This is a genomic window from Streptosporangium sp. NPDC000563 (assembly GCF_040299985.1).
GTDB lineage: Bacteria > Actinomycetota > Actinomycetes > Streptosporangiales > Streptosporangiaceae > Streptosporangium.
Genome location: NZ_JBEPDA010000010.1, coordinates 69,701 through 84,671 on the forward strand (window position 1 = coordinate 69,701; position 14,971 = coordinate 84,671).

The 14,971-nt window shown below is 69.7% G+C and carries 14 protein-coding genes; 6 read left to right on the plus strand and 8 right to left on the minus strand.

Features of this window, described 5'->3' with window-relative positions:
- Window positions 1-9 precede the first annotated feature (9 nt).
- From ABT352_RS22975 to ABT352_RS22985, 3 genes are all read left to right on the plus strand, one after another.
- Complete coding sequence (locus ABT352_RS22975) at window positions 10-1,632, plus strand: VWA domain-containing protein (protein ID WP_350946941.1); 1,623 nt, start codon at window positions 10-12, stop codon at window positions 1,630-1,632.
- 51 nt (window positions 1,633-1,683) lie between these two features.
- The gene (locus ABT352_RS22980) at window positions 1,684-2,769 is read left to right on the plus strand and encodes a DUF6744 family protein (protein ID WP_350946942.1); all 1,086 of its coding nucleotides are present in this window, start codon (window positions 1,684-1,686) and stop codon (window positions 2,767-2,769) included.
- 132 nt (window positions 2,770-2,901) lie between these two features.
- On the plus strand, window positions 2,902-3,027 hold the full coding sequence (locus ABT352_RS22985; protein WP_350946943.1) for a hypothetical protein: 126 nt from the start codon (window positions 2,902-2,904) through the stop codon (window positions 3,025-3,027).
- 15 nt (window positions 3,028-3,042) lie between these two features.
- On the opposite strand, the gene ABT352_RS22990 is transcribed toward ABT352_RS22985, so the two are convergent.
- Window positions 3,043-4,386, minus strand: coding sequence for an NsdA family TPR-like regulatory protein (locus tag ABT352_RS22990; protein WP_350946944.1), 1,344 nt, complete (start codon window positions 4,384-4,386; stop codon window positions 3,043-3,045).
- A 153-nt stretch (window positions 4,387-4,539) separates the two neighbouring features.
- Here ABT352_RS22990 and ABT352_RS22995 point away from each other — a divergent pair, with 153 nt between their 5' ends.
- Entirely contained in the window at window positions 4,540-5,178 is a 639-nt protein-coding gene (locus ABT352_RS22995) for a hypothetical protein (protein ID WP_350946945.1), read from the plus strand.
- Window positions 5,175-6,161, plus strand: coding sequence for a GNAT family N-acetyltransferase (locus tag ABT352_RS23000; RefSeq protein WP_350946946.1), 987 nt, complete (start codon window positions 5,175-5,177; stop codon window positions 6,159-6,161). Before ABT352_RS22995 ends, ABT352_RS23000 begins: the two co-directional genes overlap by 4 nt.
- On the opposite strand, the gene ABT352_RS23005 is transcribed toward ABT352_RS23000, so the two are convergent.
- The 7 genes from ABT352_RS23005 to ABT352_RS23035 are packed head-to-tail and all read right to left on the minus strand — an operon-like array spanning window position 6,151 to window position 13,280.
- Complete coding sequence (locus ABT352_RS23005; protein ID WP_350946947.1) at window positions 6,151-6,615, minus strand: NUDIX hydrolase; 465 nt, start codon at window positions 6,613-6,615, stop codon at window positions 6,151-6,153. The two genes, ABT352_RS23000 and ABT352_RS23005, sit on opposite strands and share 11 nt — an antisense overlap.
- Before the next feature lie 17 nt (window positions 6,616-6,632).
- Window positions 6,633-8,252, minus strand: a complete 1,620-nt coding sequence (locus ABT352_RS23010; RefSeq protein ID WP_350946948.1) for a carbamoyltransferase family protein — start codon at window positions 8,250-8,252, stop codon at window positions 6,633-6,635.
- The gene (locus ABT352_RS23015; RefSeq protein ID WP_350946949.1) at window positions 8,252-9,121 is read right to left on the minus strand and encodes a nucleoside/nucleotide kinase family protein; all 870 of its coding nucleotides are present in this window, start codon (window positions 9,119-9,121) and stop codon (window positions 8,252-8,254) included. The genes ABT352_RS23010 and ABT352_RS23015 overlap by 1 nt, the downstream gene beginning before the upstream one ends.
- Window positions 9,108-10,157 (minus strand): Gfo/Idh/MocA family protein, encoded by a 1,050-nt coding sequence (locus tag ABT352_RS23020; protein ID WP_350946950.1) that lies wholly within the window; start codon window positions 10,155-10,157, stop codon window positions 9,108-9,110. Before ABT352_RS23020 ends, ABT352_RS23015 begins: the two co-directional genes overlap by 14 nt.
- On the minus strand, window positions 10,154-11,005 hold the full coding sequence (locus ABT352_RS23025; RefSeq protein WP_350946951.1) for a sugar phosphate isomerase/epimerase family protein: 852 nt from the start codon (window positions 11,003-11,005) through the stop codon (window positions 10,154-10,156). Before ABT352_RS23025 ends, ABT352_RS23020 begins: the two co-directional genes overlap by 4 nt.
- A 56-nt stretch (window positions 11,006-11,061) precedes the next feature.
- Window positions 11,062-12,300 (minus strand): methionine adenosyltransferase, encoded by a 1,239-nt coding sequence (locus ABT352_RS23030; RefSeq protein ID WP_350946952.1) that lies wholly within the window; start codon window positions 12,298-12,300, stop codon window positions 11,062-11,064.
- A complete protein-coding gene (locus ABT352_RS23035) occupies window positions 12,297-13,280 on the minus strand; it encodes a glycosyltransferase family 2 protein (protein WP_350946953.1) in 984 nt (327 codons plus the stop codon). The genes ABT352_RS23030 and ABT352_RS23035 overlap by 4 nt, the downstream gene beginning before the upstream one ends.
- Before the next feature lie 171 nt (window positions 13,281-13,451).
- Between ABT352_RS23035 and ABT352_RS23040 the strand changes: the two genes are divergently transcribed.
- Window positions 13,452-14,804 carry an NsdA family TPR-like regulatory protein gene (locus tag ABT352_RS23040; protein ID WP_350946954.1) on the plus strand — a complete coding sequence of 451 codons (1,353 nt, stop codon included), beginning with the start codon at window positions 13,452-13,454 and terminating at the stop codon, window positions 14,802-14,804.
- Window positions 14,805-14,971: the final 167 nt, after the last annotated feature.

Below are 14,971 nucleotides of genomic sequence, written 5' to 3' on the forward strand. Positions count from 1 at the left end.
GCAAACGACATGATCAAACGTAAGCCGTTGACCGCGCTGAAAGACCTCGCGGCCCGCGCCGGGCGGTGGCTCGGCCTGGCCGCCCCGCCCACCCTGCACACCAGCGCCATCGCAAGCGACCCGTTCGACGAGATGGCGTGGCGCGACACCTACGAGCAGGCGGGCGCGCTGCGCGACCTGGCCTACGACCTGGCCGACCGGCACGACCACACCGACGACCTGCTGCGCGACGTGTGGAGCGCCGCCTACAAGGCGGCGCCCCAGCTGCGGCCCAGCTCCGAGATGGATCGTTCCAGGCTGCTGAACCACCGGGTGGTGTCCGCGCTGCTGGGCAGCGCCGACTTCACGCAGCTGCGCAGCCACACCGTCGGCGACCCCTACGCCGCGGCGATGGCGGTACTGGCGCAGAGCGCCGCGCTGCGCGCCATGCTGGAGGAGACCCGGCAGGCGCAGCAGGCCGCCCAAGCCGCCGAAGACGCCCGCCAGCTCGCCGCGCAGGCGGCACACGCCGTGCAAGACGCCCTACAAGCCGCCGCCGCAGCAGCAGCCGACGGCGACAGTGGCGGTGGCGGTGGTGTTTCTGACGGTGCCGAACAGCAGGTGGCGGCGGCGATCGCCGCCGCCGAAGCCGCCGACCAGGCCGCCGCCCAGGCCGACGTGGACGCTCACGCGGCGCTCGCCGAAGCCGGCCCCCGCATCGACGCCGCCGCCCGCGCCGCCGCCGCCGAAGCCGCGCAGCAGGCCAGCGACGAAGCCGACGTTCTGGCCGGGTGGGGAGTACAAGCCGGGCAGTTGCAGCGGATGAGCTTCGAGGAGCGCAGCCAGCTCGCGCAGCGGCTGGCCGGTAACCGGTTGGCGGAGTTCGCGTCACTGATCGGCCGGTTCCGCGCCATGGCGAAAGGGGAGCGGGCCAGCAAGGTGCGGGGCGCGCCCGGCGAGCTGGTCGGCGTCACCCTCGGCGACGACCTGTGCCGGCTGGTCCCCTCGGAGCTGGCCGCGCTGGCGGTGCCGCCGCTGCGCGGCGACTTCGTCAGCCGTCTGGCCGAGCGGCGGCTGATGACGTACGAAACGCGCGGTGAGGACATCGCGGGGGAGGGCGCCATCATCGCCTGCGTCGACTGCTCCGGTTCGATGACGTCGAAGGACGGCAGCGGCGTCACCAGGGAGGCGTGGGCGAAGGCGTGCGCGCTGGCCCTGCTGGACCAGGCCCGCGCCAGCCGCCGCACGTTCGTTGGCGTCCTGTTCGCCAACGCCCAGAAGGTGGAGGTGTTCACGTTCCGGGAGGGCCGCGCCGACCTGGAGCAGGTGCTGGAGTTCGCCGAGCGTTTCTTCGGCGGCGGCACCAGCTTCCAGGCGCCGTTGGACGCGGCGGCCGACGTGCTGCAGGGGCAGTACGACGGCGACGGAACCCGGCACGGCGACATCGTGTTGATCACCGACGGGGAGTGCGGCGTCGACGACGAGTGGATGACGCAGTGGCGTCGGCGCAAGGCGCTGCTGGGCCACCGCGTGTTCGGGGTGGCGGTCGCCGTCCGCCCCAGCCCGGCCCTGGAAGAGCTCTGCGACAGCGTACGAACCGTCACCGACCTGGCCGACCTCGACACGGCCGCCGACCTGTTCCGCCTCATCTGACCCCACCACGGTACTGAAACGCCCGTTAAAGCAGCAGAAGGGAATCGGATCATGAGCATCGACCCGCAGGCAGCACCGCAGGCAGCCCAGCAGGCAGCACCGCAGGAGGGCGGAGCCCTCGACACGCTCGCAGCGTTCAGCAACTACGCCTCCCTGGAGGGTGGGCAGACGCCGATCCTGGGGCACCTCGTCCTGTACTCGATTTTCGAGGGGAAAGTGACCGTCGACATGATGCACCGCTGGTTCCTGGAGCTGGGCCTGGACTCGGCGTTCGTGCCCGGCGAGATCCGCGAGATCGACGCCTACGAGCGGGTGACCGGCAAGACCGGGGTCCGCGTCACCTACTCGCTGGACGGCGCCCCGGCCGGGCGGCGGCGCCGCGCGCCGGGCGACAAGGAGCGGGAGGCGACCTTGATGATCCGCCACGTCAGCCGTGAGGGGCTGCGGCTGGTGAGACACCTGGTGCGGGAGGTCCGCGACGAAGGCCGCTCCCGGCTCACCTACGACACCCGGCTCGCGGAGGTCGTGTTCTGGCGCGACCCGCTCGACTCCGGCAAACCCGGCAAGGGAACCTTGCAGGTCATCCCCGACCACGCCGCGATCACCGCGCTGGCCCCCGAAGAGCAGACGAAGGTCCGCGAAACCCTCGACAAGATCGAAGAGGAGTTCCGGTACCAGTGCAGGTACCTGACCAGTGACCGGCTGCGCACCGTGATCCGCACCTACGTGGAAGCGCTACAGGCGGTACGGGTCCGCGCCACCGGAGGCGTCTACTTCGTCCACCGCGCCCACGCCGACACGCTGGCGGCGCTGCGCGAGCTGGCCGAACGCATGGGCGGAGGCAGCCACCTGGTGCGTGTCCCCCTCCCCGACCAGGAGGAGATGCGAGAGATGGTCATCGCGGCGTTCACCGCGAAAGCCAAAGAAGACCTCAACAAGCTCGCCGCTGACATCGCCGCAGCCCAGCGGGAAGGCCACTCCGACGCCACGATCGCCGGCCTGCACAAGCGGTTCCGGGCTTTGCAGGCCGCCACCGCCGAACACTCCACGCTGCTCAGCTCCTCCCTGGAGGAGACCAAAGACGCCCTGCTGCTGGTCAACGCCCAGTTCAGCAACCTGCTGGCCCGCAGCGGGTGACGCGACCAGGCGGCGCAGCGGAAACCACCACCCCACCCCCCGGCCGGCAGGCACAGAGGGGGTGGGGTTTTCCGTGTCGGCGGAACCGTACGGCTTCCCCGGCTCAACCCCCACCTGGTACCCCTGCGGGCGGTGGACGCCGCGTTACAGGCGCGCTCAGCGCCGCCCCCGCACGGTTTTCCCGCCCCCCTGCCGGGGCGCCTGCCCGGCCAGGTGGTGTTCGCGGGGGAGGAGGCCGTGCAGGTCGGCGGCAGCTAGCGGCTGGTGTTCGGATCAGCGATCGGACAAGGAGGCGATGAGCCGGTCGGCCTCGTCGACGGTGGGGTTGGAACGGGCGGGAACCCAGGAGGCCCGCAACCGGCCGAGCTCGGTTTTGACGCGCCCCGAGGTGAGCAGCGGAAGATCCGCCCGGAGTTGCAGGATGGTGGCGGCGGCCTCGTCGGGGTGACGCTGGCGGACCTGCAGGTCGGCGAGGCGGCAGGTGATGAGCGCGCGGGAGCGGCGTTCGACGGTGCGGCGGGCACGGTTGGAGTCGATGAGGTGCCGCTGGGCGGCGGGCAGGTCCGCCAGGTGGGCGAGCGTCATCCCGGTCTGGTGCTCCAGGGCGGCGCGGCGGTAGGCGCCCGTCCACTGCGACTCGGGCACGGAATCGGCGCGTTCCACATCTGTTTCGGCTTGGCGTAGCGCGGTGAGCGCGGCCTTGGGGTTGCCGTTGGCGGCGTGTGCTTCGGCGCACATGCCGGCCATCCAGGCGCGGACCCGGAGCGGGCCGCCGCCGCGTAGGGTCGACGCCGCCGCCTCGGCGAGGTCGACGGCGCGGGCCGGGTGGCCGAGCTCGACGGCTTGGACCGCGAGGCCCCGCAAAGCGGTCGCTTTCGCCACCGGGTCGCCGGCTTCCTGGGCGAGCCGGGCGGCCTGAATGTAGTAGTTCTGCGCCAGCCCGGGGGAGTCCCCAGCGTCGGAGGCCATGAACGCCGCCAGATACGTCATCTGGGAGGCGGCTGAGAACAGCGCGGGCCGGGCCTGCCCGGTGGTGCCCTGCAGCAGGGGCCCCACCTCGTGGACGAGGTAGGCGAGGACGGCGGTGCGTGCGTGGCCGCCGCCGAACAGGTCGTCAGCGGCGGAGAACTGGCTGCTCATCACGCGGATGCGTTCGGCGTCGGAGTCGCCGGCCTGGCGAGGCTGCCCCGGACGGTCAACGGTGGTGAGGAGTGCGGGCGGCAGGTTCAGCGCGGCAAGCGAGTACAGGCCAGCGCTGAGCAGCGATCGCCGGTTGAGCATGTCGTCCCTCCCTAAGCGGGTCACCCAGGTCATGGGATCGCACTCCCACGGATTCTCAGGTGCCGCTTCGTTGTGTGGCCACCCCAGGTCGTGAGCGGCGAGGTCACGGCCGAGCAGCCGGGCGAACGCCTCGACGATGACGGGAACCGCCGCCGACGCAGGGATGGTCCCCGACAGCCAGTGTGCGATAGCGGCCGGGTCGTAGTACATACCCTGCCCAGTTTCAGCCCCGACAGCGTTGATCGTTTTCGCGATGTGTGTGTAGGGCTTCCCAGCGGCCGCGATCGCCTCCCGCAGGGCGGTGTTCTTCACCGGGTGGTGTCGTTGTCTCGGCATTTCTATCCCCTCGTGTCGCTTTCCATGTGGCCCGAGGATCCAAAACCATCCAATACCGAAAGCCCTGTTCGATCAGGTCGTTGCGCCCTTCACTCGTCAGTGAGACCAGAACGTGACGGTGTGAGAGCGAAGCGCGACGGGAGGGGCCGACGATTGATTACCCAGCAGGGAGAGCGGTGGTTCACTGCCGCTGACGCGGCCAAACTGTTCGGCCCGGGAATCGTCACCAGCAGCACCACGGGGCGCCGGGTTTGGTACGAGGAACACGACCCGGCTGCCGCGGTGCGTGTCGCGCTCGGCGTTGCCCGCCGCTCCTGGGTTGACGCCGTGGCGGTCGCTCCGGTCGGCGCCGCCCTGGCCCAGGCCGGTCTGGCGTTGGCCTTCGCCAAGCACCTGCACGAAGTACGACGTCGGCATGGTCTGCACGGCGCGTGGGTGACGAGCCCGCTGCGGCCGCCCCTGCCTCGGCTCGGGTTGTGCCGCCTCCCGCACCTGGTCACCGCTGCAGGCCCTGACGGGACATGGCAGGACATCGCGGTGTGGGAGGTCATGACCGAGGAGCGCTTTACGGAGTGGCTCGGTCGTGAAACGGTCGGCTTGGCCGAACTCGAGGCGAGGCTTCCCCGGCTGCTCGCGCTGCGCCGGGCCGTTCGTGAGGGCACGCTGCCCGACACCCAGGCCGTTCGTGAGCTGCAGGAGTTGCTGCGGACCCGCTGCCTGTCGACACGGCTGGTACTCGAACGCCCGAACTTCTTCGATTCTCTGATCGCTTTCAAGGAGGAACGTTCGTGAGTAACAGCTGTGCGTCGCCAGTTGACTACGCCAGTGCGCCGGTGACGTTGCCGGTCAGCATCTCCGTTTACCAGCCCGGTACGCCCCTGGACGCGGAGCTCGCCGACCTCGGCCATGCTGCGCTGCGCGGCTGGCCGGATCAGCGGCCGATGACGGCGGCCCTGGTGCGGTCCCTGCTGCGGACCTTCGAGGGTTCCCCTCCGACGCTGATGTTCTTGACCCGTACCGCGGGCGGCGACCTGGTCGCGGCGGCAGCCTTGTGCTATCCCGCCGGGCCCGGCGTACCGGGTCGCCTGTGGGGGCCGGTGGTCGACCCGGGCTGGCAAAGGCAAGGGCTGGGCACCGTCCTGCTGGAGCAGGTCAACGCATGCCTGCTTGATCGTGAGACGGGCCTGGTCACCGCGGAGATCCCGGCGACCCGACGGCACGGCTGCGCGTTCTTCACGAAAGCCGGGTGGCGCCTGCACTCCACTGCCGCCCTGCTGCATACCCTGACCATTCCCGCGCCGGGTGGAGACCTGCCGGACGTGCGGGTCTTGGACGCGGCGGATGCCGCCGCGCTGGGCCGTCTGTATTACGCGGTCCACCCCACCTGTGAGCCTTTGGTCGCCGCAGGCATCTACCGGCGGTGGAGCACCGACGAGCGGTTCGTCACCGATGGTCTGGTCGGTGTGGCCAGCCCTGACGGGGAGCTACAGGCGGCCGCCCTGATGTATCCGCTGATCCACGCCAACCCCGGAGAGCCGGCGGAGGCGCTGCTAGCTGAGGTGCTCGTTCACCCCGGCGCAGACCGGGCGGCCCTGGTCGGCCCGCTGATCGCGGCAGTTCTCGACGCAGGTGCCCGGCACGACGCCCTGGTGGCTCGCGCCGTCGTCTCGACCACCGAACGTGCCCTGCTGGCTGATCTGCACGCGGCAGGCCTGACCACGGTGGAGGAAGTCCGCTCCTACCAGGCGCCGCTGACGCTCCGGCTCAATCGGTGAGTTCGAGCGGTGTGGCCGGGGCGCCGTCGCGAAGGTATCCAGCGATGAGGTCACCCAGCCCGATCGGGTACACGGTTTGGTCGCTGGTGGCCAGCTCAGTGAGGGTCCACCAGCGCCAGGCGCGGATGTCATCAGGCTGGGTCGCATGCTCAGGGTCGACGTCATCGGCGTGGACGCGGGCGGCGTAGTACTTCTCGACCTGCCGAACCGGCTGGCCGCCGACCAGGTGGTCCTTGCTGCGAACGGCAAGCTCAGGGCCGAGCGTGACGTCGTTGACGCCGAGTTCCTCGCGAAGTTCCCGCTGCGCTGCGCTGTGATGGTCTTCACCGGGTTCCAGGGAGCCACCGGGGGTGGCCCAGAATCCGCCGTTTTCCTCATAGCGCAGCAGCAGCAGCCGGTCGTGCTCATCGAGGGTGATGACGCGGGCAGCGTGGCGCAGGGTCGGGGTGGGCATGCGCCTATTGTCGCAGGCTACGTCTTGGTGACGAGGTAATCCCCGATACAGAGGGCGTCCAGGTCGCTGGCCTGGAAGGTGGCCAGTGCGTGAGCAGGGGTTTCCACGATGGGTTCGCGGTCGTTGAAGCTGGTGTTGAGCAGGACGGGCACGCCCGTGATGCGGTGGAAGTGGTCGAGCAGCCCGGCGAAGGCGGGAGTCACGGCCGGGTCGACGGTTTGTACGCGGGCGGTGCCATCGACGTGGACGACACCGGCGATCCGGTGGGCCTTGTCCGGGTGGACCTGGGGTGCCAGAAGCATGAACGGGGAGGCTACGTCCAGGTCGAACCAGTCGCCGGCGTGGTCGGATAGGACGGCGGGAGCGAACGGCCGAAACGGTTCACGGTGCTTGATGCGGTCGTTCAGGGCGTCGCGGGCAGCGATGGTGCGCGGGTCGGCCAGGATGGAGCGCTGGCCGAGCGCACGCGGGCCCAGTTCGCTGCGGCCGGTGAACCAGCCGATCAGTTTGCCGTCAGCGATCAGCTGGGCGGCGGTGGCGGCGATGTTGGATTCGCGATGCCAGGCGTAGGAGGTGCGGCGGCGCTCGACGAGACCGGAACGGGGATCGCGGCGCAACGCTTGTTCGATCTCGGCGTCGGTGTAGAGGCGGCCGAAGGTGTCAGCGGCCAGTGGACGGCGAGGCATGGCGCCGGTGAGCTGGTGCCAGCCGTACAGCGCGCACCCCAGAGCCTGGCCACGATCAGAGGCCGGCGGCGGCACGAAGTAGCCATCGACGCCCGGCATACGGCGGATCTTGTCTCCGGCGACGCAGTTGAGCGCGACCCCGCCCGCCATGCACAAATCGGGGAGGCCGGTTTCGGCAATGACCTGCTCGGCCAGTGCGCAGAGGGTTTGTTCGGTCTGGAATTGCAGGTAGGCGGCGGCGTCGATTCCGCGCGGGTGGGTGCCGCGGCTGCCGGGCGGGCCGAAGTCCCATCCGGTGGCGGCTATCAACTCGGCGACGCCGCGGGAGTGGGTGGCGTTCAGGCGGCCGTAGACGTCGGTATTCCGTACGTCGAACAGCGGCTCGGGGTAGGGGTGAGGGTCACCGTAGGAGGCCAGCGCCATGGTCTTGCCGGCTTCCTGCTCGTGCCAGCCGAGGTAGTTGGTGAACGCCTCGTAGGTGGCGCCGATACCTCCTGCGCGTCGACGGCCGGGCGGGTTGCCGCCCAGCCGGTGAATGCCGTCGGTGGTGGCGGCGTAGTAGGTCTCGGTGTCGCCGTTGTTACCGGCGCCATCGATGACCAGCACGGTCGCTTCCTGGTGCGGAGACAGGCAGTAAGCGGTGTAGGCGTGCGACAAATGATGGTCGACGATCTTGATGTGGTTGCTGTCGACGCCCAGGTGCTGCAAGCCGGTCTGGGCGGGCTCGGGCGGTGTGTGGCCGATGCCGCTGACGATGACCAGATCGAGGTCGTCCAGCCGTAGGTCGGCCGCCTGCAGGCAGTACAGCAATGCGGCTTGCCAGCCAGGGCTGTAGCGGGTGCGGTTGAGCCGCTCCTCACTGATAGCGATCATGGTGGTGGGGGTGATGAGGGCGGCGCCGCCGTCGTGGCCGAGGTTGATTCCGGCGACGCATGGGGTGCGGGCGCTCATCACGCCGCCCGCAGGGAGTCATCTGCCAGCAGGTCCCACAGCGTGGTCCGGCCGGAAGGTGCGCGGTGCAGAGCGCCGAGCTGGCACAACTGGACGTTTCCGCCCCGGTGGTTCATCGGCTTGGTGATGGGATGGCCGAGCGCCTCCAGCCCGCCGAGCGCCTCGTAGGTGTCGGCGAAGTGCGGCGCCAGCTCAGGCCGGGCAGCCGGTGCTGTGCTGGCGAGCAGAGACTGGGCGACGCCGGGCAGCCCGGCGTCGCCGAGCAGGGCGGCAACCTGCGCCAGGACGGCGTCCGGTGAGACACCATCGGTGTCGATGATCAGCGGAGGGGAGGGGCACAGGGTGGGGGCGACGCCGGTGTAGAACGTGTGCAGCCGCTCCAGGAGCCCCTCGTCGAACCACTGCTGCCAGCGAGGCCGTTCGGCGACGTTGCCCCGCCGGTCCAAGCTCTGCCCGGGACTCACCAGCAAGATCACGGTCAGGACGTGTGCGGGCAGGCAGGGGGCGATGCGCCGGGTGTAGAAGTCCGCGGCGGTGCGGTAGGGCAGCGAGTCCGCAGCCTGGGTGGCCCAGCAGTAGGCCAGCGCGCCGAGGTGGTTACGGTCGGAGATGAGCAGCTCAGTGGCGGGGTCGCCCGACAGAGCTGTCATCGCGCGGGCCTTGTCCAGTTCGTGCCGCAGGAACCACAGCGAGTGCCCGGCGGGCGAAGGGTGCACGGGGGCGCGTAGCCCCGTCGCCAGGCGGGCGTTGGGTTCGGTGAACCACAAGCACCCATCGCCCAAGGCGGGCAGCATCCGCGCGAGCAGGGACGTCTTGCCCGCCCCCGGGGGGCCGTCCAGAACGAGTATGGGCGCGTCAGCTCCAGGCATGATCGATGTCCTTCGTGTGGGGCGGGCAGAGCGTGGTCATGGTGGCCAGGCCGAGCGCGAGCTCTTCCACTCTGATGGCGAGGTCCGCGCTGGTCGGCAGGTCGGCCGGGTGCTGCGCCGACAGCCGCTTATCGATGGCCGCCCACATGGCGGCGAACGGGTCACCGAAGCCGGCGCGTTTACCGTCAGCGCCGGTAGTGAGGCGGGTAGCGGCAGCCGACTCATACGGGCGGGCGAAATCCACAGTGGCGGCCTCGACGGCGTCGGCCAGGTGGATCTGCTCACGGAAGACACCTGCTGGCGTGGCGCCGATGATCAGCGTGAACAGTTGCCCGGCCGGGCCGCGCAGGGTGGCGTGCAGCCACTGCCTGGCAGGGGCTACGACACAGGCGACCGGCTGGACGCCGGCAGCAGCCAGAACCAGGGCGGTCAGCAGATGGTAGCCCTGCCACAGCAAGATCTGCAGCGCCGTCACCTGGTGGCCTTCCAGGCCCGGCGGAACGGGCTGGGGCGGGTCGTCGGCGAAGGTGTAGGGGGCGAACCCGTCTGGCAGCAGCCGCCGGCGGGTGGCTTCGTCGACCCCGTCGGCCTTGACCAGCCACCCCCCGGCCGGTTCGGGGACCGCGGCCAGCGCGGCGTGCAGGGCCGGGTCATGGGCGCGCATCGCCCCGACTTCGAGCAACAGCCCGGCCTTACGCGCCTGCTTGGCCAGGGCTCGGCTGCGGTCGACGTCCAAGCCCACCGGTTTCTCGGTGAAGACATGGACCCCAGCTGATAGGGCCGCGTCGATGAGTTCCTCGTGCACACCGGTGAGGACCACCAGCATGTCGGCACCCTCCAGCAGCTCCCCGATGCTGGCGGCGGCCCGGGGTACCGCGAAGTGCTGCGCGGCGGCGCGGGCGCGAGCCGGATCACGGTCGGTGAGGGCGATTACCTCGAACGCCGGGTCACCGACCAGGTGCGGCAGGTGCAGGCCGAACGCGGCGGCGCCGCACCCGGCGACCACCAGTCGCCACGGCCGATGGGTGAGGGTCATGGAGACACCTCCGCTGTGCTCCAGCAGTGACGGGCCCCGTTCAGAGCCCGGGAGACGATCTCCTTCACGGGCAGGGCACGCAGCGCGGGGTTGAACAGCTCCACGGAAACCGCCCCGTGGTAGCCGGCCTTCGTCAAGGCTTCCTCCAGCAGGTCCCAGGGGGCGGCGCCCTCGCCGGGAAACTGCCGCATCGCGTCGGTGAGGTGCTCGGGTGCCTCACCGAAGGGGATGTCCGCGATCTGCACGTGTCCGATGCGGACGGTACCCCCCGCGCCGGGCGCCAGGGCGGTGATGTGCTCTGCCGGGGCGCCATTTGCGGCCCAGTGAAAGGAGTCCACCAGCAGCGTGAGATTGTCGCGCCCTACGTGCTGCAGCAGCGTGGTCAGCTCAGCGATGCTGCTCACCAGCCGGTGAGGTCCGTCCAGGGTGGTGTCCAGGCCGGTGCGGATACTGACGGCTTCGACAGCCAGGGCCACGCCGTGCTGGGCGGCGGCGTCGGCCAGCACCGCGAGCCGGTCCGCGGCGATGTCCATGGCGGCCTGTGGCTCCAGGGCCGTGCGCGGGTTGAACACGATTGTGGCCACCGGGCAGTTGATCTCCGCGAAGGCTTCCAGCCGCTCGCCCAGGCCGGCGAGGCACGCCGTATACGTTGCGTCGTCGACGAGCAGCGGGTGCGGAAGCACTGGCCCAGCGGGCAGGATGCCGCTTGCCGCCGCCACGGTCAGTTTGTGGGCGGACAGCAGGTTACGCACCCGGTGCGGGCGGTGGGCTTGCACCTGCTGGATGGACAATTCGATCGCGGGGAATCCGGCCGCCGCGGCGATGGCGACGAAGTCCGTTAGCTCCACACCCGACAGCGTGGCCGGGTTCAGGCACGGAGCGAACCGGTCAGGCGCGAGGCTACTCATGCGGTGACCAGCTTGCCGGTCAGCAGCGCCGCACGCAGTTCGTCCAGGTTGTTCATGACCTCGGCCACCACATGCCCGGCCAGGACCTCATCGACCTGCTCGGTTCCGGACTGCTGGACGAGGACCTGCCAGGGGTCGTTGAGGTCGCGGCCAGCCTGGGAGACCAGTGCGACCGCGGTTGCCCGGCCGGTCATCTCATACAGCTGTTGCGCGGCTTCGTTGGCGGCCAGGTTGTAAAGCTTGCCGACGTGGTAGACCGGGTTCTTGCCCGAGACGCCCTCCATGCTCATCGGCCGGAACATACTGATCAGCCCGTTGGAGCGGTTGCCGCGTCCGACGACGCCCTCATCGCCGGATTCGATTGAGGAACCGGTCGCGGTCAGGTACAGCTCTTGGCGGGCGTCGTTGTCACGGGTGTTGATCGCCACCGTGATGCGGTGATCGGGGGCGATCTGCTCGGCTGTCTCCGCGATCAGGTTCCGCGCCTGGACGCGCCGGGCGATGTAGGTGTCGAGGTCAGGGGTGTGGCAGGCGATCTGCGGCACGCACGCGGTGATGTTCACCTGCTCATCGCAGCGGGTGACCATGAGCTTGATGTCGGTGCCGTAGTAGGGGTGGGCGGCACGGAACACCTCGCCGGTCAGGTGGGACTCCACCTCGCATGCCAGCCGTTCGGCGACACCCAGCGGGGCGTAGCCCACCCCGGCGGAGGTGTCGTTGGAGAACATGCGGTGCCGCTCGGCCAGGTCCTCCAGGTTGCGGGGAGCGAACCAGAACTGCCGCCCGGCCTGCTGGTCGCTGGTCGGGCCCTGGACCGCGCCGGGACTGGAGGCCAGCGACAGACGCGGCTGGATTCGCACCCAGTTCTCCACGTCCAGCAGCGGCAGGGCGCCGGAGAGGAAGTCGTAGGTGGCGTTTCGGATGATGTCGTCGACCGGGATGGTCTGCTCGCCCAGCCGGTTGGTCATGCGTCCGTTGACCAGGACCGAGATGGGGGCGGTCATCTGCCCGTAGCCGAAGCGGACCTCGGCGGCTCCGCCGAGCAGCGCGGTCTTGTCGGTGTTGTGATGCAGGATCGCGCCGAAGCGCTCCAGGCAGTAGCGGCTGTAGGCGCGGGAGATCGCCTCAGCGACGCCATCGGTCAAGGTGTCGGGGTGACCGGCGCCTTTGCGTTCGACGAGCTCCAGTCCAGAGGTGGCGGTGAATGGCAGCCCGCAGGCGGTGACGATGTTCACGAGGCGACTCCTTGGGGAGGGCGGACGGTGGAGGAGGGCAGAGAGGGGCGGCGGCCCAGTAGCCGAAGCCGGGCACGCTCGCCGTGGTAGGCGGCGATCCGGGTCAGGTCGCGAAACGACTGCACCGCGCGGCCCTGGTCGAGGAATCCCCAGCTCATGACCAGCCCAACGGCTGCGTCGAGGATGGCTTCACGGTCGGCGCGGATGGCGGCGGGTTCCACACGCACGCTCAGGTGCATGCGGGCCACGCACACGCCGTGGCCGGCTCCTTGGCGCAGGAAGTAGCGGGCGGTGGTCTCCGGCCAGTACACCGGGTGGGTGACCAGCGCGGCCGGTTCGATCAGGATGTTCAGACCGTTTTGGCGGGCCCGGTCGACGAATTCGAGGTCTTCGCAGTCGCCCAGCCAGCGGCCTTTACGGCCCAGGTCGGTGCGGAACAGCCCGATCTCCAGCGCTGCCTGCCGTTCGAAGAGCAGGTTGCAGCCGGTGACCCAGTACGGCCAATCAGCGGGCGTGCGCTGCGTGGGCCAGTTCACCGCGCCGTGGCATTCGCGGAGCGGCTCGTTCAGCGGGAGCGCGCTGCCGTCGGGGTAGTCGACGATGCTGCGGCCTCCCACACAAAACACCTGCTCCTCCTGGGCGGCGGCCAGGAGCGCGGCCAGCCAGCCGGGGTCGGGGGTGATGTCGGGGTCGGTGATGGCGATGTAACGGCCGCGGGCGGCGCAGATCCCCCGGTTTCGGCCGGCGCTCAAACCCGGCTCCGGCTCTTGGAACAGGCGGACGGTGTACGGCCAGACGCCCCCGTTGATCAGCTGGGCGATGGGGCGTCGTGGTCCCGGCCGGTCGTTGTCGACGATGACCACTTCCATCTGATCGGCCGGCAACGTCTGAGCAGCCAGCGCGTTCAGCAGGTTGCGCAGACGCCCACCATTGCCGCGGGCGCTGACGACGACTGACACCAGCGGGTCAGATCGATTCATGAAGTCCTCCAATGCGGGAGGTACGAGAGGCGATGACTGAACTGTCACGCCGATACCGGCCGTGAGGAAAGCCACGCGGTGTTGCCTTGGTGTTGCCGACGGTCTCCACGCGTAGTGGTGCGCCCGTTACTGTGGCGGAGCAGGCATCGGGGATCTCATGAGGAGCACCGGATGCGCGATCAGTTCTACCGGCACCCTCTGGCCGCGCTGCGCGCCCAGTTCGGCCTGTCGGCTACCGAGTACCTGCAGAAGCTCGACACCCGCCACCGTGACCTCGGTTACGGCTCGATGGCCACCCGGCGGGAGAAGGCCGCCCGCTGGGAAGCCGGAACGTGTGTTCCCGAAGTCACCGCCCAACTCGCCATGGCCGACCTGCATGGCGTTCCTCGTGAAGCCGTGCAGGAGCTGAAATGGCCGCACTGGTTATTGCTGGCCTTCCCTGACGATCACGCGGTGCTCTACAGCCCGTGGACTTCAGCAGGTACCGTGGCATCAATGGCCGCTTCCCAGGGGTGTTCCATGGATCGACGTGGTTTTCTGATCGCCACCGGCGCGACGCTCACGGCTGTTGCGGCGAACTGGGCCGGCGCGCTGCAGGATGTGCCCGCCGCTTCGGCCTCTGGCCGCCGCCAGCTGACGACGGCCATGGTGACACGCTTGGAACAACGGCTCAGCGACCTGCGTCACCTTGACGACGTCCTAGGCGGCGGTGAACTGCGACCGCTGGCCGTGGCCGAGTTCAACCTGATGAACAAACTCGCCGCCGATGGGGTCTACGACGACCGCGCGGGCCGCCGCCTGTTTTCCGCCCTGGCCGAGGCCTCGCGGATCTGCGGCTGGATCCATTTCGACGCAGGCCGTCACGCAGGCGCTCAATCGTTCTATGTCCTCGCGTTGCGCGCCTCGGCCAGCGCCGCTGACCCTGCGGTCGGGGCGAACGTGCTGGCCTTCATGGCCATCCAGACGTACTCGACGGGCAACCCTCAAGACGCGGTCAATCTCGTCCGCACCGCCCAGGACCAAGCCTCCAAGTGTTCCACGGCACGCGTGCGGTCCATGTTGCACGCCCGCGCCGCTCGGGCTCTCTCCAAGACCGGTGATCTGAAGGCGTGTGCTCACGAACTCGACGCGGCCCGAGACGCCTACGTCGATGGTCCCCACGACGATGATCCGCCGTGGGCCTACTGGCTCACCGCGGGTGAGATCGAGATGCTCGCCGGCTCCTCCGCACTCGACCTTGGTCACCCACGCCGCGCCTTGGAGCACTTCGCCGCCGCTCGGCACTCCGCCTACGCGGGCGAGGGATACGTCCGAGACAACGCTCTGTACCTCACTCGCGCGGCTGAAGCGCATTTGGCGCTGGGGGAGTTGGACGTGGCCTGCGCGACGGCGTCTCAGGCATTGGCCCAAAGCAGCGGGGTCGACTCGGCTCGTCCTTCTGGGGCGCTCGTGGACTTCCGTAAACGGGTGAGCGCCCATTCCGGCACCGCTGCCGTCCGGGACTTCCTTGAGCGCACCGCTTAACGCCGATCAGCAGGTAGCGGGTGCTGTATCGCTCCAGGATGGCCGCCTGACCTGGCCGCCAACAGCATTACCAGTAGGCCCGCTCTGACCGGCCGGGCCTACTGGCGTTGCGTCCAACTGTGGCGGCGCGAGGGCGACCGGTAGTGTGGGCCGCGCGCCGCTGAGCT